Annotated in this window: 22 protein-coding genes and 1 riboswitch; of the genes, 11 read left to right on the top strand and 11 right to left on the bottom strand. The window is 61.6% G+C overall.

The window, feature by feature from the left end:
* Nucleotides 1-5: 5 nt before the first annotated feature.
* Nucleotides 6-620, bottom strand: coding sequence for an NAD(P)H-dependent oxidoreductase (locus EEB12_RS05710; protein ID WP_141487504.1), 615 nt, complete (start codon nt 618-620; stop codon nt 6-8).
* A gap of 77 nt (nt 621-697) precedes the next feature.
* On the opposite strand from EEB12_RS05710, the gene EEB12_RS05705 reads away from it, so the two are divergent.
* The gene (locus EEB12_RS05705; RefSeq protein ID WP_141487503.1) at nt 698-1,282 is read left to right on the top strand and encodes a TetR/AcrR family transcriptional regulator; all 585 of its coding nucleotides are present in this window, start codon (nt 698-700) and stop codon (nt 1,280-1,282) included.
* 25 nt (nt 1,283-1,307) lie between these two features.
* On the opposite strand, the gene EEB12_RS05700 is transcribed toward EEB12_RS05705, so the two are convergent.
* Entirely contained in the window at nt 1,308-2,222 is a 915-nt protein-coding gene (locus EEB12_RS05700) for a LysR family transcriptional regulator (RefSeq protein ID WP_141487502.1), read from the bottom strand.
* A gap of 81 nt (nt 2,223-2,303) precedes the next feature.
* Between EEB12_RS05700 and EEB12_RS05695 the strand changes: the two genes are divergently transcribed.
* Complete coding sequence (locus EEB12_RS05695; protein ID WP_181447637.1) at nt 2,304-3,293, top strand: threonine/serine dehydratase; 990 nt, start codon at nt 2,304-2,306, stop codon at nt 3,291-3,293.
* 380 nt (nt 3,294-3,673) lie between these two features.
* Here the strand turns inward: EEB12_RS05695 and EEB12_RS05690 are convergent, their stop codons facing one another.
* From EEB12_RS05690 to EEB12_RS05680, 4 genes are all read right to left on the bottom strand, one after another.
* A complete protein-coding gene (locus EEB12_RS05690; protein WP_019747627.1) occupies nt 3,674-3,997 on the bottom strand; it encodes a hypothetical protein in 324 nt (107 codons plus the stop codon).
* Nucleotides 3,998-4,166: 169 nt separating this feature from the next.
* Nucleotides 4,167-6,161: an SDR family oxidoreductase gene (locus tag EEB12_RS05685; RefSeq protein ID WP_141487501.1), complete on the bottom strand. Its 1,995-nt coding sequence runs from the start codon at nt 6,159-6,161 to the stop codon at nt 4,167-4,169.
* A 50-nt stretch (nt 6,162-6,211) separates the two neighbouring features.
* Nucleotides 6,212-6,334: a hypothetical protein gene (locus EEB12_RS30755; protein WP_019747629.1), complete on the bottom strand. Its 123-nt coding sequence runs from the start codon at nt 6,332-6,334 to the stop codon at nt 6,212-6,214.
* 129 nt (nt 6,335-6,463) lie between these two features.
* Nucleotides 6,464-8,584, bottom strand: coding sequence for an MMPL family transporter (locus EEB12_RS05680; protein ID WP_019747630.1), 2,121 nt, complete (start codon nt 8,582-8,584; stop codon nt 6,464-6,466).
* A gap of 71 nt (nt 8,585-8,655) precedes the next feature.
* Nucleotides 8,656-8,802, top strand: a riboswitch (cobalamin riboswitch).
* Between the two features lie 115 nt (nt 8,803-8,917).
* On the opposite strand from EEB12_RS05680, the gene EEB12_RS05675 reads away from it, so the two are divergent.
* The 4 genes from EEB12_RS05675 to EEB12_RS05660 are packed head-to-tail and all read left to right on the top strand — an operon-like array spanning nt 8,918 to nt 12,565.
* Nucleotides 8,918-9,913: an ABC transporter substrate-binding protein gene (locus tag EEB12_RS05675; RefSeq protein WP_141487874.1), complete on the top strand. Its 996-nt coding sequence runs from the start codon at nt 8,918-8,920 to the stop codon at nt 9,911-9,913.
* Entirely contained in the window at nt 9,910-10,950 is a 1,041-nt protein-coding gene (locus EEB12_RS05670) for a FecCD family ABC transporter permease (protein ID WP_020969106.1), read from the top strand. Before EEB12_RS05675 ends, EEB12_RS05670 begins: the two co-directional genes overlap by 4 nt.
* Nucleotides 10,951-11,000: 50 nt before the next feature.
* Nucleotides 11,001-11,798, top strand: coding sequence for an ABC transporter ATP-binding protein (locus EEB12_RS05665; RefSeq protein ID WP_181447638.1), 798 nt, complete (start codon nt 11,001-11,003; stop codon nt 11,796-11,798).
* On the top strand, nt 11,795-12,565 hold the full coding sequence (locus EEB12_RS05660; RefSeq protein WP_141487500.1) for a (2Fe-2S)-binding protein: 771 nt from the start codon (nt 11,795-11,797) through the stop codon (nt 12,563-12,565). Before EEB12_RS05665 ends, EEB12_RS05660 begins: the two co-directional genes overlap by 4 nt.
* Nucleotides 12,566-12,602: 37 nt before the next feature.
* On the opposite strand, the gene phoA is transcribed toward EEB12_RS05660, so the two are convergent.
* Nucleotides 12,603-14,135, bottom strand: coding sequence for an alkaline phosphatase (phoA, locus tag EEB12_RS05655; RefSeq protein ID WP_021343627.1), 1,533 nt, complete (start codon nt 14,133-14,135; stop codon nt 12,603-12,605).
* 269 nt (nt 14,136-14,404) lie between these two features.
* On the opposite strand from phoA, the gene EEB12_RS05650 reads away from it, so the two are divergent.
* From EEB12_RS05650 to EEB12_RS05635, 4 genes are all read left to right on the top strand, one after another.
* Nucleotides 14,405-17,692 carry an error-prone DNA polymerase gene (locus tag EEB12_RS05650; RefSeq protein ID WP_141487499.1) on the top strand — a complete coding sequence of 1,096 codons (3,288 nt, stop codon included), beginning with the start codon at nt 14,405-14,407 and terminating at the stop codon, nt 17,690-17,692.
* A 216-nt stretch (nt 17,693-17,908) separates the two neighbouring features.
* Nucleotides 17,909-18,256 carry a hypothetical protein gene (locus tag EEB12_RS05645; RefSeq protein ID WP_007727425.1) on the top strand — a complete coding sequence of 116 codons (348 nt, stop codon included), beginning with the start codon at nt 17,909-17,911 and terminating at the stop codon, nt 18,254-18,256.
* A gap of 14 nt (nt 18,257-18,270) precedes the next feature.
* Entirely contained in the window at nt 18,271-19,041 is a 771-nt protein-coding gene (locus EEB12_RS05640; RefSeq protein WP_141487498.1) for a glucose 1-dehydrogenase, read from the top strand.
* A 58-nt stretch (nt 19,042-19,099) separates the two neighbouring features.
* Complete coding sequence (locus EEB12_RS05635) at nt 19,100-20,107, top strand: zinc-dependent alcohol dehydrogenase family protein (RefSeq protein ID WP_047888593.1); 1,008 nt, start codon at nt 19,100-19,102, stop codon at nt 20,105-20,107.
* Here the strand turns inward: EEB12_RS05635 and EEB12_RS05630 are convergent.
* A complete protein-coding gene (locus EEB12_RS05630; RefSeq protein WP_060938826.1) occupies nt 20,094-20,984 on the bottom strand; it encodes an alpha/beta hydrolase in 891 nt (296 codons plus the stop codon). The genes EEB12_RS05635 and EEB12_RS05630 overlap by 14 nt on opposite strands.
* A 33-nt stretch (nt 20,985-21,017) precedes the next feature.
* Entirely contained in the window at nt 21,018-21,857 is an 840-nt protein-coding gene (locus EEB12_RS05625) for a CPBP family intramembrane glutamic endopeptidase (protein ID WP_031330946.1), read from the bottom strand.
* 85 nt (nt 21,858-21,942) lie between these two features.
* Here EEB12_RS05625 and EEB12_RS05620 point away from each other — a divergent pair, with 85 nt between their 5' ends.
* Nucleotides 21,943-22,251 (top strand): rhodanese-like domain-containing protein, encoded by a 309-nt coding sequence (locus tag EEB12_RS05620; RefSeq protein WP_141487497.1) that lies wholly within the window; start codon nt 21,943-21,945, stop codon nt 22,249-22,251.
* A 49-nt stretch (nt 22,252-22,300) separates the two neighbouring features.
* On the opposite strand, the gene EEB12_RS05615 is transcribed toward EEB12_RS05620, so the two are convergent.
* Together EEB12_RS05615 and EEB12_RS05610 are read right to left on the bottom strand one after the other, a co-directional pair.
* Nucleotides 22,301-22,942: a dihydrofolate reductase family protein gene (locus EEB12_RS05615; protein WP_029254966.1), complete on the bottom strand. Its 642-nt coding sequence runs from the start codon at nt 22,940-22,942 to the stop codon at nt 22,301-22,303.
* Between the two features lie 74 nt (nt 22,943-23,016).
* Nucleotides 23,017-24,102, bottom strand: coding sequence for a TDT family transporter (locus EEB12_RS05610; protein WP_044480105.1), 1,086 nt, complete (start codon nt 24,100-24,102; stop codon nt 23,017-23,019).
* Nucleotides 24,103-24,187 lie beyond the last annotated feature (85 nt).

The raw sequence follows: 24,187 nt of genomic DNA, 5'->3' as shown, positions 1-24,187 counted from the left end.
GACCGTCAACGGGAAGCCACGGTCGCAGGGTAGGCGACACGGGCAGCGATGCTTTCGCTGAGGTCTTGGATTTCTGCGGCGAGGGTATCGCGGCTCTTCGTGTCCGACTCGTGAACGAATGTTGTCGATCCCAGTGTGGCACCGCAGTATTCGATGATGCCGCGCTCGATCTGTGTCTGGAAGGCCTCGTACACACCGTGGCGTTCGAAACTCTCCGCGTCGTCACCCGCGACCGGGATCAGGTGGACCGTGAGTCGGTCCAGTTTCTTCACGAATTCGCTTCCCGGGGTGAACTCGTACGCCCATCCGCTGACGAAGACTCGATCGATCCAACCTTTGAGTAGTGCGGGCATCGACCACCAGTACATCGGAAACACGAGAATCAGATCGTCTGCTCGATCGATTCGGTCCTGCTCGGCTACAACGTCGGCCGGGGGAGTCCCCTTGCCGCGGAACAGGTTCACATCGGCTTTGGAGAATCGGGGATCGAAATTCTCGGCATGTAGGTCCGCGATGTCGACATCGCCACCCAGGTCGCGGATCGCGTCGGCGGTAGAACGGGCGACATGCTGGGTAAGTGACTGTGGATCGGAGTGGGAGACTACGACGAGTGTGGTCATGAGCGTTCCTTCGGTAGATGGTGCGCTTATGTACTAAGAGTAGGTTACTATTGGTATATAGCGCAAGGAGGTGTCCGATGGCACGAACGAGACTGTCGCGGGCCGACAGGTACGAACAACTCGTGGAGGTGTCGTGGGCACTGGTGCGAGAGGAGGGCGCGGATGCGCTGACCCTCGGCCGGTTGGCTGAACGTGCCGGCGTTGCAAAGCCGGTCGTCTACAGCCATTTCGCCTCCCGCGCTGCGCTGTTGGCGGCCCTCTTCAAGGAATTCGACGATCGTCAGACGGTGATGCTCGGGGAATACCTCGAAGCTGCGGAGGAGTCTGTGAACGGGCGGGCGAATGCCATCGCCGACTCCTATGTCGGATGTTCACTGGCACAGGGGCGTGAACTGACGGGAGTGCTTGCAGCGCTGGAGGGCTCGCCCGAGCTGGAGCAGGTCAAGCGCGAGTCGGAACGCGCCTATTCAGAGCGTTGTCGCGAGGTGCTGGCTCCTTTCAGTGCCGACGGGCTTGGACAATCATCGATGACTGCGATATTCGGTGCTGCAGAGGCCCTCTCGCACGCGGCGGTAGTCGGAGTGCTCTCGCCCGAGGACGCCGAAGGTGAACTTGCCGCGCTGATCGTCGCGGTTGTCGGCAGGCCATCACTGACTGGGTAGTGCGGTGCAGCCGTGATCTCATCGCCTACAGGTGCCCATCCAGTTCGAACCGCTCTCGCACGGAGTTGGATGTCGCCGCGAGGGTGCTGACGAACGCGTCGATGGCGGGAGCGAGCGGAGGTTTCCCGTAGGTTGCGACGGAGACAGTGCGTCGCTCGCCGGGAATGCGGTGTGCGCGGATACCCGGGTTCTGATGTGCATGGAGAGCGAGGGCCGGAAGGGTGCTGACTCCGCTTCCGGAGGCGACCAGCGCTTGGACCGCGACGTAGTCGTCGGTCTCGAACTCGATCCGTGGAACGAACCCAGCTCGATTGCAGGCGGTGAGAAGGTGGGCGCGGCAGCTCGGACAGCCTGCAATCCAGGTCTCACCGGCGTAGTCCGTGATCTCGTTGGCGGCATCTGCATTCCGCGCAGAGGTGATCAGGTACAACGGATCGTCCAGCAACGTCGTTAGGGTGACGTGCTTCAGCCCCACATCCGGGGTATCCGCGTGTGCGAAAACGACAGCTACGTCGACGTCGTTGTTACGAAGCATTGCAAGTGCTTTGGGTGGTTCTGCATCAACGAGGCTGATGGACACGTCGGGGTACTGGGATGTGAACGCTGCCATCGCCTGCGGAATCAAACTCGCCAGGGCTGACGGGAATGCGGCAAGTCGTACCCGCCCCGCCCTCAGTCCCGCGTACGTTTCGACTTCGGCTACGGCAGCGTCGACGTGACCGAGAATTTCCGTGGCGCGCCGAACCAGTACCGCACCGGCATCCGTCAGACGAAGCCCACGACCGGCTCGCTGGAACAGCGGAACTCCGACTTCCGATTCGAGCTGTCGAAGGTGGTGACTGATGGAGGGCTGCGCGTAACCGAGCGAATCGGCGGCGGCTGTCACCGATCCTTCCTGCGCGACAGCGACCAAGACCCTAAGTCGAATCAGATCGAGCATGACGAAATCATAGAGGATTTCGATGCTTTCGACGAAAACATGTATTAGACCTATGAATCAGTGTTTGACAGGGTGATCCACATGGCACAGGTACCTGATCTCGCGGCAACAACCGGGCTACAACCACCCACATGGGCGGACATTCAGCGTGCAAGTCAGGTTGTCCGACGCCACCTACCGGTCACGCCCCTGATATCGCACCCGACCTTGGGAGCGGGCTCGTGCAGCCAGTTGTTCGTCAAACATGAGAACGTGCAACCTACAGGTGCGTTCAAGGTTCGCGGTGGACTGAACCTGGTGGCTGGACTCGATGAGCCGACGCGGGCCCGAGGCATCATCGGCTACTCGACGGGAAATCATGCTCAGTCCCTGGCGTATGCCGCAGCGGATGCGGGCGTGCGGTGCGTAATTGTGATGCCGGCTGGGGCGAATCCGGTCAAGGCTCACGCTGTCCGCATGCTTGGGGCCGTGCTCATCGAGCACGGCGCAAACTTCGACGAGGCACGCGCTCACGCAGAGTTCATCAGCGAACGTGACGGCCTGCGTCTCGTCAGCGCCGCCAATGAGCCGGCAATCCTCGCCGGTGTTGCCACGGCGTACGTCGAACTCGTCGAGCAGCAGCCAGATCTGGACGCCGTGGTCGTCCCCGTCGGTGGTGGCAGTGGTGCGGCGGCCGCTTGCCTCGTCGCCAGTGCGCTTGCACCGCACCTGGAGGTGTTCGCGGTGCAGTCGGAGGCCGCACGAGCGGCGCACGACTCGTGGACTTCCGGCACTTGTGTCGAGCGCCCGAACGCCACTCGTGTCGAAGGGCTCGCGACCGGGGCCGGATTCTCATTGACTCAACGTGTCATGCGAGAACGGCTAGGTGGTTTCTTGCTCGTCACGGACGATGACATCACCCTCGCGCAGCGGGCTCTCCTTTTCGACGCACACACTTTGAGTGAGGGCGCCGGTGCGGCCGCACTTGCTGCGGTCTACGCACATCCGAACACCTTCGCGGACAAGCGTGTTGCCGTCGTCTGTACGGGCGCCAATGCGTCCGAGAGTGAGATCCGCAGGGTCGTCAGCTAATTGATCTCGTATTCGGAACAATGTGCAGTGTCAGCGAACTGACGGAAAGCCGAAGTACTGTGTGCCAATGACTTCACCCCGAGAAAAGTCACGTACTCTCAATATTTGCGCACTCATGCTGGTCGTCGGTGTTCTTGGATTGATCGTGAGTTTCGGAGTGACCTCACGTTGGGGGTTCCCAGCGTCCGCATCGGAGCTTTGTAGATCAAGTTCGTATGGAATCGGATTACTCGAAGAAACACGATGGGCCTGGATCCCGTTTCCCGTAGCCTCTTGCAAGGCAGTGGATTTCGATTCTTCCGCAGTTTACTTCGCCCTCGGATGGGAAAACTCGATCACTGCCGCAGTATCGATCGCATTCATCGCCATGGCTCTGAAACTCATTTGGGGTGCAGGAGTTCAGTGATGCTTATGTGCCCGGCCTTGGGTTCGTTCGGAAGGCTGACCGGCACAAGCCCCATGCTTTCCCGACGCTCGTTGACCGAAAAGACGTACTGGGCAAATTCAGGTTTGACGTGCACGTCCGGAAACCGTGCGCGAAGTTCGCCCACAATCCGATAGCCCTCGTCGTACCAGTCGAAAACGTTGATCCCTGGACGCCACCTCGGTCGCATCGCGAAGCCGTCGATCTCAGTCACAAAGAACTTTTGGAAGCGATCAGTCCACGCCAGTATCTTCTCTCCGAGTTCGTCGTCGATCCCCATTTGGCTCGGGAGAACGTATGCCTGCGGGAACCGTTGCGGCGGGACGACAATCAATTCCTTCGACGGCCATAGTGAACTGGGATGGCCATGGTCAGGATAGATTCTGATGACTAGCACTGCAGATCCCTTGCGGTGGCCAACACGCTACGAGGCGAAGTCACACCACCGGTCACCAGTGCGTTCCGGGCACGAGTCGGGCGGCGCGTCGGCCGAGTTTGCGGATGCGTGAGCGTGAATGGCGTTGACGCGACGGTGTTGCCGGAACGTCTGACGGAGTTTCTTTGTCTACCTGCCCCTTTGCCGCCGGGGAGTCTGGGAAGGCCTGGTACATCTGGTTGAGAATCCGGTCCTTGGTGTGCGGTGCGAACAAGGTTCCCAGATCACCCAGAGTGCCCAGTGGCACGTCGATGCGCTTGGGGCGTTCGATCAGCGCGCGGATCACCATTGCCGCAGCCTTTTCCGGGCTGGTGATCGGGCCGTTGTTGTATTCGCCGGTCGGAGCGATCATCGGCGTTTCGACCAGCGGCATGTGGATGGTCGTGAAAGTGATTCCGTCTGCCAGGGTTTCGGAGGCCGCTACGTCGGAGAAACCGTCGAGGGCGGCCTTGCTCGCCACGTAGGCCGAGAATCTAGGCGTTGCCGCTTGGACTCCCGCGCTGCTGATGTTCACGATGTGACCGAAGCGGCGAGAACGCATGGTGGGCAACAATGCGAGAACCAATCGCACAGCGCCGAAGTAGTTCACGGCCATCGTTCGTTCGTAGTCGTGGAAACGATCCGTGGAATGGTAAATGCCGCGCCGAATGGATCGGCCGGCGTTGTTGACCAACATGTCCACGTGATCATGTTCTGTCAGAATGCTTTTGATCGTGTGCTGGACCGACTCGTCGTCGGTGATGTCGCAGGGATAACCGAACGCTTTGCCTCCGCTTGATCGAATCTCCTGTACCGCGGCATCGAGTTCGTCGGTGCGGCGTGCGATCAGGAGAACTGTGGCGCCTTTCTGGGCGGCGGCGATGGCAGAGGCCTTGCCGATTCCGGACGAGCCACCGGTGATCAGGACTATCCGACCGACAAGTGGTCCTTCGGGATGGTTGCGACGTGCGCGATTGGGATCGAGGTTTGCGCGCCAGTACTTCCACAAGACCGTCGAGTAGGAGCCGAACTCGGGGACCGTCAGGCCTGATCCGGCGAGGGCGGCAACGGTTCTCTCGGAGGTGAAGGTCGGCGCCATCGTCATGTTGTCGAGCAACGCCGCAGGCATGCCGATGCGATCGAGGAAGACTTTTCGTGCCGATTCTGCCGAGTCCATCGGCAATGGCGAGACAAAGGGTTTGGCGATCACGCCCGGCAGGCTGAGCGCGGGCCGCGGTGCTCCGGCGGCCTTGGCGAGGCCGGCATAGATTTCGCGTACCGGTTGAGGTTTCGGATTGACGAGATGGAATGCTTCGCCGTCACGGCCGGGCACATGCATCAACTCGACGAGGGCAGCGGCCACATAATCGACCGGCACCACGTTGGTTGCCCCGAGGTTGGGGATCGGGACAGGTAGTGCTGCAGGTAGTTTCGCGAGTAGCGCCAGACCTGGGAACAAGTAATACGGTCCGTCGATCTTGTCCATCTCTCCGGTGACGGAGTTGCCGACCACGGCAGACGGCCGATAAACACGCCAGGTGAGGTCTTCTCGTTCTCGAACGAGCTTCTCGGCCTCGAACTTGGTTCGGTGGTACGGCGTCGGAAAGCCTTGGCCGCAATCGAAATCGGTCTCGCTGAACGTGCCCGGATAGTCGCCTGCGACTGCGACCGATGACACGTGATGAAGGGTGGCTCCCAGTTTCGCAGCAAGTTCGACCACGGAGCGTGTGCCCTCGACATTCGTCGAAGCCTGCTCGTCTCCGGCCGTGATGTCGTAGATCGCGCCGAGGTGAAGGACGTGGTCGGCCGGCGGGGGAGAGTCGATGCCCAGCTCGGGCTCGGTCAGATCGCCAACGAGCGGATGCACTCGATCGCCGCCGGGAATTGCCGACACCTGTGCTTCGAGTTTTGCGACAGAACCCGCTCTGACCAGCACGTGGATCTGAGCAGTTTCATCATGCTCGAGCAGGAGCGGTAGTACAGCTCGTCCGAGGAACCCGGTGCCGCCAGTGACGATGTATGTGGCCATGGTCGGTAACTTACTCCAAAGTAAGATCGACGGCTAGAGGGAACCGGACATCAATGCGTCATGACGCCATCCTCGGTGTCGAAGTCGATGCCCGCAGTGATGATTCCGGAAAACAGGAACGCGACGGCAAGTGCAAGAGCGGGGATTGCAAGGATCCATTCGAAAATTGTCATGCTCCAAGTCTGACGAAATCAGCTTCGGAGAACATCGCCCTGCGGAGCGATTTAGGCGATCGGGCAGTCATCCTCGAGGACGACTGCCCGATCAGGGAAATCCACTAGTGCGTGATCAGTGGCCCGAAATCAGTGGCCGATGCCGACCTTCGCGTGAACTTTTTTCATCCAGGCCGGAGCCCACCAGTTCGCTTCGCCCATCAACTTCACGAGCGAGGGCACGAGCAACATGCGGATGATGGTCGCGTCGACGATCAGCGCGACGATCATGCCGACGCCCAGGAACTTCATCACCGACAACCCGGACATCGCGAATGCCCCCGTCACCACGATCAGGAGTAGGGCGGCGGCCGTCACGATTCGGCCGGTGCGTTCGGTTCCGAACTTGACTGCTTCCTCCGTCGTCGCTCCCGCGTTCTTGGCCTCGACCATCCGGGACATCAGGAAAACCTCGTAGTCCGTGGACAATCCGAACACCACCGCCAGGATGAGCACGACGAACGTCGCCTCCAGCGGAGTTTGACTGACCCCGAGGAGTTCGACGCCGTGACCGTCCTGGAAGACGAAGGTGAGGACACCGAAGGTGGTCGCGAGGCTCAGCGCGGCCATCAGTACCGCCTTGATGGGCAGGACCACCGAACCGAACGCGAGGAACAACAGGATCAAGGTCGATCCGACCATGATGAGGATCATCACCGGCAACCAGTGCAGGACGGCGTTGTTGCCGTCGTCGACCATGGCTTGACCGCCACCGACAAGCAGCACTGTTCCGTCAGGAGCGGAGATCGCACGCAGATCTGTCACTGCGGTGCTCTGTGATTGGGGCGTAGAGCCCTCGCTGTAGAGAGCCTGAACCGCGATGAGTTGATTGGTGCTCGCGACGACGGTCGCCTGACCGATGCCCTCGACCTGACCGGCGGACTCGGCGATCGCTGCACCTTCGGCCGGGGTGAGAGTGTTCCCGTCCTCGGCCTGAAGGATCATCGTCGCGCCGTTGCCGGTCTGTGGGAAGTCGTTGACCAACGTGTCCATTGCGACGCGAGCGGGGTCGTTGTCCGGGAGTGCGGTGTACGAGAGTTCTCCCAAACGGGCACCGAGCAGCGGCGAGGCCATCACGAGCAGCACGGCCACGATCGTCACCGAGACCGCGACCGGACGCTTCATCACCCACGTGACGACGCGGCCCCAGAACTTGCGCGAGCGTTCCTCGCCGCGTTGCGCCGCATCCTTGCGCCACGTCAGGGCGTTGATGCGATGCCCCAGAATGGCAAGCAGCGCAGGCACAGCGGTCAGCGACAGAACTGCCGCGCTCAGTACTGCTGCGATCGCACCGAAACCCAAAGACCGGATGACGGCCTGCGGGAAAACGAGCATGCCGCTGAACGCGCAGATCAGCAGCAGACCCGAGAACATGACGGTGCGACCCGCGGTCAGAACTGTCCGCTGCGCAGCCGCTCCCGGGTCCGAGCCCGAATTCAGTTCTTCACGGAACCGACCGACCACGAACAGTCCGTAGTCGATTGCAAGTCCCAACCCGAGAAGAGAAGCGACGTTGATCGAGAACGAGGACACATCGGTGATCAGCGTGAGGACTCGCAGAACCGCCAAGGCGCTCAAGACACTGAGTACACCCACGAACACCGGAACCGCCGCAGCGACGACGCCGCCGAAGATGAAGACCAGCAGCACCAGAGTGATCGGAATGGCGATGGCTTCGGCGACCACCAGGTCTTTCTCCAGCTTGGTGTTGAACGCGACGCCGACAACGGTATTACCCGCGAATTGTGCCTCGGCACCTTCAACTTCGAGCTTCGGCAAGAGATCGGCGAAAGTAGCAGGTGTGACGCCCGAGTCCGGTGCCAACGTGATCGCAACGGCCGCCATGGATCCGTCGTTCGAGAGCAGACTGGCCTTGGCCGCGGCGTCCGTTCCCCAATACGACTTCACCGACGCGGTCGGCACTTCCGTTTTGAACTGGTCGACGGCGGCCGTCACTGCCGGCCCGATGTCGTCGAGGGTCTTGCCGTCGGTGGGTGAGTAGATCGCGATGATGTCCGGGGTCTGCGGCCCGAGATTGTCTTCGATGATGTCCGCAACCTTCGCGGAGTCGCTGCCCGGATCGATGAAGCCGCCCTGGCTGAGCTTGCCGAACACTCCGAGTCCCCACACCCCACTGATGAGAACTATCAGAACCGCGAGGCTCAGTACCCACCATTTCCGGGCGACGACGGTTTGGGCCCAGCGTGTCATGTATCAACTCCGGTGTGTGGGGGCGTCTGGCCAGATCGACTGTAGTGGGCGTTTGGTCTTGAATCGGAAACGTCATGCATACTGCTCGAAGCACTTGCAAGCCACGCGTGTGGGGGAAGCCGGTCCGAATCCGGCGCTGACCCGCAACGGTAGGTCGATTCTCGGTAGTCACCGAGCGTCGGCAAGCCCGATTACCCACCGCGCGGTGTGCGACATCCATTCGTCGTGGTCTACGAAAAGGAAGTCCAGCAGGAGCTCTGGCCGAGTATCAGTGTGCGGGCGGAGTTGTCTGTCGGATTCTCATTCGTGGCTCAGAGCCCTTACGAGGTCCCCGTGTCACTTCAGTTCTCCCCGTCCCGCGCCGCCGCCGTTCTCATCGCGGTCGCTTTGGTTTCGGCAGGTTGTTCCAAAGGCCAGGAATCAGAGTCCGCGTCTGCTGCGGAATCCTTCGCACAGGCTGTGTCCGTGACCAACTGCGATCGAGAGATGACCTTCGACTCGCCGCCGCAGCGCATCGTGTCTTTGAACGGGCATGTCACCGAGGCGCTCATCGAAATCGGTGCGGGTGACCGGATCGTCGGTCGGGCGTACAGCGACAACCCGCCAACTGCGGAGACCGCCGATCAATTCAACAAGATTCCCAGCCTCTCCGATACGTTCCCCAGCATGGAGCAGGTCCTCGACGTCGATCCGGACTTCGTGGTCGGAGGAATGACCAGTGCCTTCAACGAGAAGCAAGGCCGTTCCCGAGACGCTTTCGGCGAGCGCGGAATCAACACCTTCCTCTTCTCGGAATACTGTGGCACCGGTTTCCCCGACATCGGATTGCTCGAGAACGACTACACGCAACTCGGTCGAGTCCTGGGCGTTGAAGATTCCGCCCGCGAGGTCGCAGAGGAGATCAGCGATGGTCTCGATTCCGTCCGCGCTTCGGTCGGAGACGCGGCGCCGGTACCGACCTTCTTCTACGACAGCGGTGACCAGGTTCCGACGACCATCGGCGGAGTCGGCGTCGGTCAGTTGGTCGCGGAATACTCCGGCGTCTCGAACATCTTCGCCGAAGGGACAAAGCCCTACATCGACGCATCGTGGGAAGCTGTTGCCGAGCGTGCACCCCAGGCGATCGTGGTCATCGACTACGGCGACAAGACGGCCGACCAGAAGATCGACTTCCTCCGTGCCCAGCCGTTGATGGCGACCACCCCTGCTGTGCAGCAGAACCGGTTCGTCGTGGTTCCTCTCGCGGACCTGTTCGAGAGTTCACGGTTGGTGCGTTCGGCACAGACCATCGCGACGGCCTTCCATCCGGGCGCTGACGCGGCGAAGTGACCCGCACGCGTTACGGGTACGGCGCCCTACTTGTCGGCTTGGCGGTCGCCTTGGCGATCGTCCTGGGGTTGGCCGTCTCCTTGGGATCGGTTCGCATTCCCGTCGGTGACGTCTGGGCGATAGTCGGAGCCCGTTTGGCGCCAGGGACTTTCGAAACGTGGTGGACCGCGGCGCGGGAGTCGATCGTGATCGACTCCCGCCTGCCACGTGCACTCACGGCTGCGGTCGTGGGTGCTTCCTTGGCGATGTCGGGTGCTGTTGCTCAGGCTGTCACACGGAATCCTCTTGCCGACCCGTATCTGCTCGGAGTTTCGTCGGGTGCGGGATTCATGGTGGTGCTCGTGTCGGTGCTGGGTTTCGGCGCCGGCCTCCTCGGGGTTTTCACGATTCCGGTCGCAGCATTCGTCGGGGCGATGATCCCGTTGTTTCTCGCACTGCTGATCGGCGGCCGGTATCCGCAGCCGACCGCGATCATTTTGGTGGGTGTAGCGCTCGCCCAGATATTCTCGGCGCTCATCACCTTTTGCATCCTGGTGTTGGCCGATGATCGGCACGTGACGTCGGTGATGCACTGGATTGCCGGCGGATTCGGTGATGCGCGATGGTCGACGCTGATCTTCCCGACGATCACACTGGTCGTCGTCGGCACGGCCCTTCTGTTCAGTTCGCGGTGGATGGACGTCTTGCAGACCGGTGACGACGGGGCTGCAGCACTCGGTATGAACGTCCGACGGTTCCGAGTGTTGTCCTTGCTTGCGGTCTCCGTACTGGCGGGCGCGGCAGTCAGCGTTGCCGGTGGAATCGGATTCATCGGCCTCCTGATCCCACATCTGGCCGGTTTCATCGTCGGCACCAGAGCAATTCGACTGCTCCCTGCTGCAGCCCTTCTGGGCGCCGTCGCGATGGTTGCCGCGGATACCGCTGCGCGCTCGGTGGCACAATCCACCGAAGTTCCGGTCGGAGTGATCACCGCCCTCGTGGGTGCACCGATCTTCGTCTGGATGCTCTACCGGCAGTATCGGAGGCTCGAACAGTGACGCAGACCAGAACAGTGACACAGGCCAGAACAGTGACACAGACCAGAACAGTGACACGCCCGAAGGACGGCGAAGCCGCGCCTCTGCTCGAACTCGTCGAGACCCGGGCGCGGCTTGGCAACCGCGAAGTCCTGCGCGGCATCACTTTCGCGGTGACGTCCGGCGAAATATTGGGCTTGGTCGGACCCAACGGCAGTGGCAAGACGACGGCGCTGCGCTGCTGCTACAACGCTTTGACTCCGACAGGTGGCGCAGTTCTGATCGATCAAGCCGACTCGACGACGCTCTCGCGTAAGGACATCGCCAAAACCATCTCGGCGAGCGTCCAGGAACCTACTGTCTCGGCAGGACTTTCGGTTCGTGAATCGATCGCGCTCGGACGAACTCCGCACCGTAGCTGGTTGGACCGAAACACTGAGCGAGATACCGCCATCGTGGACCGGTGCATCGAGCAGGTTGGTCTGGTCGAGCTTGCCGGACGCGACGTGTCCACCCTGTCGGGTGGTGAGCGGCAACGTGTCTCGATAGCGCGCGCATTGGCTCAGGAGCCCAAGGTTCTGTTGTTGGACGAGCCGACCAATCATCTCGATCTTCGTCACCAGTTGATTGTGATGGAATTGCTCGCCGAACTTGCGTCGGCGGGGCTCGCGGTTGTGGTCACGATGCACGATCTACGGTTGGCAGTCGAGTACTGCGACAACCTTGCCGTGCTCACCGAAGGTGAACTCCGCGCGTGTGGGTCTACGGTCGAGGTGTTGGACGAGCCGTTGTTGGCCGAGGTTTTCGGCATCAAGGCGCGAGTCGAACGCGGAGTACGTCCGCGGATGGAGATATTGGGGCTGGCATGACGGAATCGGTAGCCGGGATCTACGCCCGTATGGCATTAGCGGTGCCGTTCTTCGACAACCTGAGCGCGTATCCGGATACGGTGCCCGCGGTGTTGATGACCGACCCCCAGTGGTTGGCAGCACGTGTCGCCGATACGGCCGAGCGATGGGGGAGTGCGGACAGCCGAGTGAACGGCACGTTGTGGTGGTACTCGGCCAGTTCCACGCTGACTGGCATTCCGATCGGAACCGGAATGGTCACCGGGTTCGCGGCCGATCCATCGTTGAACGGTGGGCGGATCTTCTTGCGTGACAACGGCTATCTGGGTGGGTTTGCTGCCGGATCGGTCATTCCGATCTCGCGGAGTGTGGCGGAGTTGGGCCACGCGATGTTCCGCTCACTCAGTCCCGTGATCGAGGTACTCGCCGAGGTGTCCGGCGTTCGGCAGCAGGCGCTGTGGGCGATCGCGACGGACTCCATCGCCAATCGCAGCCTCGACGCCGCCGGTAGCGCGAGGGAGCGCGGAAGTGCATTTGCTGCCGGCCTGATCGATGGTCTCCGCGGTGAGAACCCGGGCATTCCGGTTCCGCGTTTCGTCGATGTCGGCCGCAATGAAAGTGTTGTGCGCGTTTCTAATCCGTTGACACCGGTGGCATCCGGGCGACGCAGATTCACGCAGCGCGCGTCGTGCTGCCTGATTTACGAGGTGCCCGGTGAAGGTAAGTGCACCAGTTGCCCGAAGCGCGCACCCGAAGATCGGGTGCGCGCCTTGGCTGCTCTGGTGTGACTGGACCCAAGCTTTTACCGGGTCGGGTGTTGTCAGGTCAGTGAGCTGCGACCTTGGAACGGTCGAGTCCCAGCGCGTCGGTCATCGTGAAGAACAGATCGGTCTGGTCCGTGAGGCCGCTGACATTGGCCGCGTGCGGGCCGAAAGCTGCTACGCGCAACTGAGTTCCGGTATGCCCTTCGGATTCGACGGCCGGATCTTCGGACGTTCCGTAGCTGATCGTCATCTCCGAGCCGTCCTTCGTGGTCAGCTTGCGGGTCAGACCGGGGTAGACGATTTCCTGGGCGCGCTCGACCGGGATGTTCTGGTCCTTGGCGATGGTGGCGATGTCGTCTGCGCTGACGTTGGTGACGATCTGGCTGGTGTGAGCGTGGTCGGCTGTGACGATGACCAGGGTTTCTCCGTCGGTCTTCGCAAATTCGAGTGCCTTCTGCACAGCTTCGTCGAGGTCGACGGTTTCACCGATCTGACCGCACGCGTTGGCTGCGTGATCTTGCTTGTCGATCGAGGCACCTTCGACCTGGAGGAAGAATCCGTTGTCGTTGACCTTCAGTAGGTCGATTGCCTTCTGCGTCATGTCCGCGAGCTTCGGTACGTCGGAGGTTCGCTTGGGGTTGTCGATGCAGGTCTCGGCGGGCTGCAGGTAACCGTCGCGGGTGGCGACAGAGCCTTCCCAGCGGACGGGCATGTTGCCGTCGGCGAACAGTCCGAGCACGGGTGCGTCCTGATCGGCCTTGCCGACCTCGTTCATCTCGGCGGCATTCTTCACCAGCTGGTAGCCACGAGCGGCAGCTTGCTCGTTGAGGGTCTTGCCCTGCCAGTCACCGGCTTTCGCGGTTTCAGCGAAGGACTTGGCGCCGCCGGCAAAGGTGACGTCGGCGCGGGTGTCGAGGAGCTGTTCGCTGATCGATCCCTTGCCGCCGTTCTCGATGGCGTTCTCCGGGCAGGACTTGGACGTCGCCTCGGGTCCGTAGCACTTGCGGCCGCTCACGTGCGCGACCTGCACTGCGGGGGTGGCGTCCTGCACCTCGGCGGTGGAGACGTTGCCGGTGGCCTTGCCGTTCGCCTTGGCGATCTCGAGGACGGTCGACTGGGCCTGCCCCTTGATGTCGACGGAAATCGCGCCGTTGTAGGTCTTGGTGCCGGTGGACCATGCCGATCCACTGGCAGCGGAGTCGGTGACGTAGTCGGGCTTGCCGTCCTTGGTCAGTGCGTAGTGCGTGTACTGGCCGGTGATCGGCAGGGCGTCGAGGCCGGCGAAGCTGCCAGCAGCACCCTCGGCGTAGTTGCGCGCGGCGGTGATCTCCGAGTCGCCCATGCCGTCCCCGATCAGGAGGATGACGTTCTTCGCGCCGGAAGCGTTGACGGCGTCACGCACTGCAGCCGACTGATCACCGTCGATGCGGCGAGCACCACCGTTCGAGGACAGTTCGCCGGTCGCGGCGCGATCGACGGTCGTGCCGTTCGAACCTGTTGCCTCGTCGGCACTGCTGCTGCAGCCGGCAGCGGCCAGAACGGCGACGGCGCCGGCGACGGCCGTCAACCTACGTGTGTTGCGCGAGAACGACATACGAGTAGTACTCCTGGAAACAGTATGGATGGAGATTGTGAACGCCGCTAATGATCTGGGGCCAAAGTGAACGGAGTGCAGACATGCGTACATCTGAATGTGACGAGACGGTGAGGGTTGAGATTCGCTCTGTTGACTGCGGGTGAGTGACCTGTCAGACTGAATCTGCATCGAACATCAGTTCGATGCATGTGGTGCGTCTTCCCTTTCGGCATCCTCGAGCAGTCGGTCGTCCCGTGACGGCCGGCTCGATCAGGTGCGAGGTCAGTGTGGGTTGGGGAAATGGGCCGCCGACGTGGTCCGAGATGGAACGGGTGCTGTCCGGACGGCCAGGCCGCGTGGAACACGAGGATTTGTTCCCGGGCGACGGAAGTGACAGTCCCGCCTGGTCACGAAAGCGCGGCGAGTATCACGCAGGCGAACTCACTCGTGGCACCGGCGTGGTTCCTTACGCAGAACTGCACGCTCACTCGGCCTTCAGCTTCCTCGACGGCGCATCACCGCCGGAAGAACTGGTCGAGGAAGCTGTGCGTCTCGGGCTCGAGGCGATTGCCGTCACCGATCACGACGGGTTCTACGGCGTGGTGAGGTTTGCGGAGGCTGCGCGTGAATGGGGAATGCGGACCGTGTTCGGGGCCGAGTTGTCGCTCGATTCGGTACCCAGAACCGGGACGGCAGATCCCGGTGGAACGCATCTTCTGGTACTTGCCCGTGGGCAGGAAGGATATCGCCGTCTTTCGCGGGAGATAGCCGCCGCACATCTGGCGGGCGGTGAGAAGGGCAAACTGCAGTACAACTACGACGTGCTGACCGAAGCCGCCGGTGGGCACTGGCAGATCCTGACCGGATGCCGCAAAGGTCATGTGCGGCAAGCCTTGACGTCGGGTGGTCGCGAAGCCGCGGCGGAGGCCCTGCAGGATCTGGTCGAGCGTTTCGGGGCGGAGCGAGTGTCGGTGGAGCTCACTCATCATGGGTTGGCGGAGGACGACGAGCGCAATGCCGTTCTGGCCGAACTGGCGAGAGGGCATGGACTACGTACGGTGGCGACCACCGCCGCACACTTCGCCGCTCCTCCGCGTCGGCGCCTCGCCATGGCAATGGCAGCTGTGCGGGCGCGTCAAAGCTTGGATGAGGCAGCTGGATGGTTGGCTCCGACCGGCGGAGCACACCTGCGGTCCGGCGCGGAGATGGCGACGCTGTTCTCGCTCTATCCCGAGGCTGTCAGTGGTGCCGCCGATCTTGGTCGTGAGTGCGCTTTCGATCTCAAGCTCATCGCGCCCAAATTGCCACCGTTCGACGTTCCTGCCGGGCATACCGAGGCGTCGTGGTTGCGTGAGCTGACCATGGTCGGGGCGCTGGAACGCTACGGACCCCCGGAAGGTGCACCGAAGGCATACAAACAGCTCGAACATGAACTCGCCATCATCGAGGGATTGAACTTTCCCGGATACTTCCTGGTCGTGCATGACATCGTGTCGTTCTGCAAGAACAACGACATCCTCTGTCAGGGAAGGGGTTCCGCTGCGAACTCTGCGGTGTGTTACGCGATCGGCATCACCAACGTCGATCCGGTTCGCAACAAATTGCTGTTCGAGCGGTTTCTTGCGCCCGAGCGCGACGGCCCACCGGATATCGACGTGGACATCGAGTCGGATCGCCGGGAAGAGGCGATCCAGCACGTGTACGCGAAATACGGGCGTACGTATGCCGCGCAGGTAGCCAATGTCATCACCTATCGAGGAAAGTCGTCGGTGCGGGACATGGCTCGTGCGCTTGGCTTTTCACAGGGCCAGCAAGATGCGTGGAGTAAGCAGGTCGGCCGGTGGGGTGGTATCGACAAGAATGCGGATACCGATATTCCGCGTCCGGTACTCGAGCTGGCGGCGCAGATCGAAGGCTATCCACGGCACCTCGGTATCCACTCCGGCGGAATGGTCATCTGTGATCGTCCCATCGCCGACGTTTGCCCGGTGGAGTGGGCGCGGATGGCCAATCGCAGTGTCCTGCAGTGGGACAAGGACGATTGTGCTGCCGCTGGGTTGGTCAAGTTCGATCTACTCGGGCTCGGCATGCTCTCGGCTTTGCATTACATGATGGATCTGGTGGCCGAACACAAAGGCATCACAGTCGATTTGGCGCAACTCGATCTGTCGGAAACAGCGGTGTACGAGATGTTGCAGCGGGCAGATTCGGTAGGGGTGTTCCAAGTGGAATCACGTGCGCAGATGGCGACACTGCCGCGTCTGAAGCCTCGAAATTTCTACGACCTGGTGGTCGAAGTCGCGCTCATCCGTCCCGGGCCGATTCAAGGCGGATCAGTCCATCCGTACATCCGCCGGCGCAACAAACTCGAACCTGTGTCCTATGACCATCCGTCGCTCGAGAAGGCACTCGAACGCACATTGGGGGTTCCGTTGTTTCAGGAACAGTTGATGCAGATGGCCGTCGACGTTGCGGGTTTCACGCCGTCCGAGGCCGATCAATTGCGTCGGGCAATGGGATCGAAACGTTCCACCGAGAAGATGGAGCAACTGCGAGCGAGGCTGTACCAGGGCATGCGAGACCTACATGGCATCGGCGACGAGGTTGCCGACCGAATCTACGAAAAGCTGTACGCATTCGCTAATTTCGGTTTTCCGGAAAGTCATTCACAGAGTTTTGCCGCACTGGTCTTCTACTCCTCGTGGTTCAAGCTTCATCACCCCGCCGCGTTCTGTGCCGGGCTTCTGCGAGCGCAGCCGATGGGTTTCTACTCACCACAGTCCCTGGTCGCCGATGCGCGCCGGCACGGAGTGCAGGTACACGGTGCAGACATCAATGTCAGCCTCGCGCATGCCACCGTCGAGGCAGGTGGATTCGAGGTTCGGCTGGGACTGGGGGAAGTGCGCAACATCGGCGATGCGCTCGCCGAGAAAATTGTCGAACAGCGCGACCTCGGTGGACCGTTCACGTCGTTTCTCGATCTGACCGGTCGGGTGGAACTGACTACCGCGCAAGCTGAATCGTTGGCGACTGCCGGCGCGCTTGCCAGCTTCGGCATCTCGCGTAGAGAAGCGCTGTGGGCTGCGGGCGCTGCGGCAGGGGAGCGTCCGGACCGCTTGCCCGGTATCGGTGCGTCGGTCACAGCTCCCACCCTTCCCGGCATGAGCGACGTCGAATTGGCGGCAGCGGATGTCTGGGCGACAGGAGTATCTCCCGACACGTATCCGACACAGTTTCTTCGCCCACAGCTCGACGCGCTCGGCGTGGTGCCGGCTTCGAGGCTGCTCGACATCCCGGACGGCGACCGTGTGCTGGTAGGGGGAGCGGTCACACACCGGCAGCGTCCGGCCACAGCTGCGGGCGTCACGTTCATCAACCTCGAAGACGAAACCGGCATGGTCAATGTCGTGTGTTCGGTGGGGTTGTGGGCAAAGTACCGAAAACTGGCAAATACGGCGCCGGCGTTGCTTATTCGAGGAAAGGTGCAAAATGCGGAAGGCGCTGTCACTGTCGTGGCAGACCGGATGCAGCTGATGGATCTGCGAGTCACAGCCAAGTCGCGAGACTTTCGCTAATGCCCGATTCTGCTCGGAGTTTTGTGCCGAGAGGACAAATGTGGAGCTCAACTCTGACCTCCGAGCATATGGTGCGGGTCACAATCCCTACCTAGGGTTGTCGCTTGAGCGGCCATCGAATCGCCTGGCACGGCCACGACCAGTGGCCTCGCTGGTGAATATTGTCGCCTTCCAAACATGCTGAATCCAAAGCACTTCGAGTTGAAGAGGAACTCCATGAGCACAGCGATTCTCGTCGCACACGTACACCCTGCCGATCCGTCTTCGGAGGACGCGTTCAACCGCTGGTACGACGACGTGCATATTCCGCAGGTCGTCGAACGAGTGCCTGGAGTTGTCTCCGCCTCCCGATTCTTCCTGGCGGATGTGCAGTTGCTGCCCGAGGATGCATTGCCCGCGCGCCGCTACCTGAGCATCTATCAACTCGACACGGAAGATCTCGCGGGCACGGCGCAGGCGTTGGGAAGTGCTTTGGGCGACGGGACTCTCGACATGTCCGAGGCCATCGCGACTACCGGCGACACCGGACCCGAATTGCTTTTCTACGTCCCGACCGAGAACTGAAGGGGAACGCTGACATGTCCGATCTTCTCGCGAACAAAGTTGCAATTGTCACCGGCGCAGGTGCCGGAATCGGCGCCGCCATTGCCCGGGCATTCGGGGCGGAGGGCGCGAGCGTCGTAGTCTCCGACATCAACGGTGACGCAGCACAGGCAGTGGCGGACTCGATCGACGGAGCTATCGCTGTCACTACTGATGTCGCCGACGAACAGCAGGTCAAGGATCTCGTCGCCAGGGCGGTCGAAGAGTTCGGCGGACTGAACGTCGTAGTACCCAACGCCGGCATCGCCACCACGACTCCGCTGATCGAGACCTCGTTCGAGGACTGGCGGAAAGTCATGTCGGTCAACCTCGATGGAGTGTTCTTGACCGTCCGTCATTCGCTACCCGCGCTCGTCGCATCCGGAGGCGGTTCGATCGTGAACATCTCGTCGATCTCGTCGACCACCGGGTCGCCCTTGATCGGTAGCTATGCCGCCGCCAAAGCAGCAGTTCGCAATCTCACCGAAACCCTGTCAGCCGAACTTCGCTTCCACGGAATCCGAGCCAATGCCCTGCTACCCGGATTCATCGACACAGACCTGGTCAAGAGTCACCAACAGGATTTCGAGAACGCACTCGGCCTCGAGTCCGGCGGCTTCGACGACCTGATGGTCACGAAGCAAACCCGCTACGGCCGGACCGAGGAAGTCGCCGCCGCCGCAGTGTTCTTTGCGAGCGACCAGTCGTCGTGGTGCAACGGCAGCAGCCTGGTTCTCGACGGAGGGTTCACCGCTTCTCTCCTCTGAGCAGCGGAACCCTTTCCGAACGTCACCCGAAATCGTCAATCGTGCGAGGATCCACACCATGACCAACCGCGCTGTATACGTACTTCCGCCTGGAGGGTTGAACAACCTCGAATCGAGGACGATCGAGACGCCAGGGCCAGGTGCGGGTGAGGTGAAGATCGCGATCCGCGCGAATTCGCTCAACCACCACGACTACCTCGTGGCGACCGGCGAGATACCGACCGACGGCCCTCGCATTCTCTTGTCCGACGCAGCGGGCGAGGTAGTTGCCGTCGGCGACGGCGTCACACAGTTCGGGGTCGGGGACCGTGTGATGAGCACCTATCTGCCGCATTGGCGCAGCGGTGCACCGGATTTCGACGGATTCGGAAATTCACCCGGTGACGGCGTCGACGGGTTCGCCCGTGACACCGTCACCGTGCCGGTATCGGCAGTGACGTCGATGCCGCGAAACTACACGTACGAAGAAGCCGCTACCTTGCCCACTGCGGGCTTGTCCGCGTGGCGTGCATTGTTTGCCGGCGTCCCGATCATCCCAGGTTCGTCGGTGTTGATTCCCGGGACCAGCACGGTAGCGCTGTTTGCCGTCCAGCTTGCCAAAGCTGCTGGAGCTCAGGTGATCGCAACCTCGTCGGCTCCCGACAAGATGGCTCGATTGACCGAGCTAGGTGCCGATCACGTGGTCAACTACCGTGAGCGCCCGGACTGGGGATCGGAAGCGATGCGGCTCAGCGGCGGGATCGACCTTGTGCTCGACGTGGGCGGGCCGTCCACCCTCGGTCAATCTCTGGCGGCAGTCCGACCAGGCGGCCGGATCTGCGCGCTGGGCATCATGAACGGCCCGTCGTCGTCGATCGACCTGACTTCGCTACTGACCAAACAGGTCACCATCGAAGGTGTTCTGGTGGGCAGTCGTGCACATCAGGAGGAGATGGTTGCAGGGCTGGAGAGCCTCGCGCTTCGTCCCGTCATCGATTCGTCGTACCGTCTGGACAATCTTGCCGAGGCGTTCGAGCAGCAGAAATCCGGGCAGGCCTACGGCAAGATCGTCATCACAAACCCTTGATCGCTTGCCGGTCCCAGTGGGGATCGGTGAGGATTTCCGCCGAGTCGCCGACAAACGCACGTCCGGCAGTCTGGTCGCCGCTGAGGGCGAACCTCAGCCACGCGGTCAGGTAACCCCGGAATCCTTCGCCGTCGGCGGCCCAATTGTGGCCGACGCCAAGTAGTCTGCCCCGGACCGCCGGTGCTGCGGTTTTGTCGAAGTACTCAGCTTGTGGATCGGCGGTGGAGACCGGATCGTCGGCGCCGGTCATGAAGAACGTCGGCCCGGTCAACTTCGCCACGTCGACGACATCGACAGGTCGCGAAGCCCACCACGGGTCCGGCAGGTCGAGCACCGCAGTGGCGGTGATCAGATTCGCCGACTGCGTTGCAGCGTTGATCGCGCCACCTGCCCCCTGGGAGTGTCCGACTGAGGCGATGTTGTCGGTATCGATCCTCTGGTGAAAAATGCTCTCAGCGTTGGTGTTCTGATCGACGAGGTACTGAGCGGCACCCAAGATTTCAGTACCGTCGCCGGTCACACTGCTGTCGGCCACCACAACAACAAAACCCCACGACGCAAAGTGTCGGAGGAGGGCCTCGTACTCTTCGAACGTCGCGTAGCTGCCGTTGCCGAACGTGATGACGGGATGCCGCTTGCCATCAGCGGACAAGTCGGCTGGGTAGAACAATTGGTATCCGGGAACCGAGTCGGCCGCCACCTCGTGCGCACCCTGGGCTGCGTACAGATCGCTGATCGACTCCGATGCGATGGATTCGGTAGTCGCGGCTTCGGGAGCGGCCGGAACCCCCGCACTGGCGTGTGTGACGGCGCCCGATAGTGCCAGAACAAAAGATGCGGTCACGACGGTGATCGAATGTGTGGTCCGAGAAGGCATGGGTACAAGTATGTCTTGTACCCATGCGATCAGTCAGGCCGAGACGCGCGTGGGCTGCTCTTCGCCGACCCGGCCGCGGATGAAGAAGATGGCAACTACGCCGAAGGCGACCAGCACGACAGTGAGCAGTGTGGCGATCGTGGTGGCTCCGCTGGCACCCGTCGTCACCGAGGTGTCGAGCCCGCCGGTCGAGAGAATGGTGGTGGGGTCGGTGAGGCCGTGCAACACGATTGCGGCCCAGATCGTGCCCGTCACGCGCATGGTCAAGTACATGCACATTCCGAATCCGAAGGTGTAGACGACGGTGGCAAGGACTGTTGCCAGTTCCATTCCCGCGATGAAGTTCACCGTGTGCATGAGTGCGAACAGTAGGGACGACACAACAGCGACGAAGCGTTCTCGGTGGCCGGCATCACGAAGCATCTTCACTGCAATACCTCGGGTGACCAATTCCTCTGCGAGACCGACACATACACCGAGGGCGATCAACGAGACGATTTCGCCGGCCGACCACGCGCTCCAGTCGGTTCCGGCCAGGTGGGCAGCGATGGCGGCAACGACGATAATCGGCCCGATCCACATCCAGCCGCGTCCGCGTACCGGTTGAGGACCGAAGATACTGCTGAGCCAGCCGACCTTGACCGTGAAGATCAGCAACGCAACTGCACCGATCGCGATGGGCAACATGACGCCGAAGATGATGCTCGAGGCACTCGAGACCACGTTGTCCGTGTCGATCTGGTCGGCGAAAACACGCGAGATCACCTGCCCGGCGGCAAGGTAGAAGACCAAATAGGCAACGATGAGAAGGAGCAACTTCCACAAAGTGGGTCGACTCCAAAAACCCGACTTTTCGGGAACAGTATTGGTCATTGTCAGATCGTAAAGGCAACCACACGAAATCACGCGGTACCGTCTATTCGGACAGCAGCGAACACGAAGGCAGGACGCAGAAGACATGTTGGAAGTCGACTTGAATGCACTGGACACGGCATTGGCGGCAGGTGAGCCGCTGATCGACGTCCGTGAGCCCGACGAGTTCGCTCAGGTCCGAGTTCCCGGTGCGGCGCTCATTCCGCTCAGCGAATTCGTCTCTCGCGTCGGTGAAATTCCGGACGCGGAAATGGTGTACATCATCTGCGCCGTCGGTGGCCGTAGCCTGCAGGCCGCGGAGTATCTGCAGGCCCGTGGCATCAATGCCGTTTCGGTGGCCGGTGGAACAATGGCGTGGTACCAGTCGGGGCGCCAGGTCGAGACCGGAGCCTAAGACACAACTGATGGGGGCAGTTCCCGTTTCGGGAGCCGCCCCCCACCGGTCACTTTCGCCAGAACAGGTGATGCGTCACGCCGCTCGGGCTCGGCACGATTTCGAGGTTGAAGCGGTCGCGCAACTCATCAGGTGTCTCCCACAGGCGTAGACCGGATCCGAATTCGATCGGGCAGACAGCGATGTGCATCGTGTCGACCAGATCGGCGTCGAGGAATTCACGGATAGTGCTGACCCCGCCGCCGAGTCGAACGTCCTTGCCCTGCGCTGCCTCACGTGCCTGCTCGAGGGCCGTCGCCGGGTCAGCGTTGACGAAGTGGAATGTCGTGTCCGATAGCGTGAACGACGGCCGCACGTGGTGGGTCAAGACAAAAACCGGGGTGTGGAACGGTGGCTCGTCGCCCCACCACCCCTGCCACTCGAGATTCTCCCAAGGGCCGCGGTATGGTGCGAATTTGTTGCGGCCCATGATTTCGGCACCGATGTTGTTGGAGAAGTCCCGCGTGAAATAGTCGTCGATGCCTCGGCTGCCGCCGGGATCGGTGCGATTGGGCCAGCTCGCTGTAGCTCCCGCCCACGCAAACATTTCACCGTGGTCCAGGCCGAACGGGCTCTCGAAGCTTTGGTCCGGACCGCAGGCTATTCCGTCACTGGAAACGCTGAAATTCTGTACTCGTAATAACTGACTCACCATGTACTCCCGCTCTCGACAATGGTCTACGTGAGTACAGACCGTACGGCGAGGCAAAACTCATCGGTGCCAATTCATGCAGCCGCGGGAAGAGCTCCACTGCGGATCGATCGGACGGTCCGCACCGCGACGGTTGCCCAGATGGGGATCAGCACGGTCAGCAGGGCAAGTGCGATTCCCAGAATCAGTGTCGAACCGGTGGCGACTCCGAAGGCATTCGCTCCGACTGCACATGCTCCGATGGGGAAGGTGAAGCTCCACCAACCGAGCGAGAAGTCCAAGCCGCGGCGCAGTGCGTGGATAGTCACGGTGGTGACGGTGACAAATGCGATGACGCCGATGATTCCGACGACGGTTCCGTATGCGATTCCGAATTCGTGCAGGGTGTCGGCGTGCTCGGTACTGAGTGCATGCCGTGAGGCGGCGGCCAACAGGTTGGATGCTGCGATCGACTGTCCGATCACGCCCAACGGAATCCACAGCGAGGGAATGGCATTGAACGGGATCACGTCGACGCCGGCCGAGCGGTTGCGTGCGAACTGCCTCGCGACGGCTATCAGAATGCCGATAGCGGCGGTCAGTGCCAGAGCGAACAGGATGTAGCAGAAGATCAGTACCGCGATGCGCGGAGCGCCTTCGGGCATGTGGGTGCTGACCGCTGCGCCGGTGGTGGCCGAGACCATCGGTGGTACGACGGGCATCAGCCAGAACGGCATTGCCGTCGCCATCCCAGCATCTCGAACGAGACGAATCATCATCACGACGTAGGTGACCAGGCCGAGTGCCGTGCCGAGTATCCACAGAGTCAGCGAGACGGTGATCGCCACGTCGTGGCCGAGGAAGTCCGGCCCGGTGATGCCGGTTGCCGATCCCACGGTCAGTAGGGCCATGGCGACGGCTCCGTAGAACGGGAACATCGCGGGACTGTGCAGGTAGGCGAGGGCCTGACATCGATGTTGTGACCAATGGGTGGCAAATGCGCCGATCAAGGCGCACAGTACGAGAACCGCCAGAACCCAGAAGATTTCCGAGACCAGCTTCAAGCCTTCGATCTCCGGTTCGAGCGAAGCTGCGGCCACCGAGACGATTCCCGTTCCCATCGCTGCCGCGAACCAGTTCGGGGTGATGTGGGCGAAGGTGGGACTCGTTGTGGTGGTCATGTATTTCACTGTCGTCTCATCCGGTTCGTACCGGTAGACCGGTTGTCCTTGAATGCCCACAATCTCGCCTTGTGGGTCTAATCTT

The organism is Rhodococcus sp. WS1 (assembly GCF_003797745.1).
Taxonomy (GTDB): Bacteria; Actinomycetota; Actinomycetes; order Mycobacteriales; family Mycobacteriaceae; genus Rhodococcus_F; species Rhodococcus_F erythropolis.
This window is presented reverse-complemented; position numbering and strand designations above follow the sequence as displayed.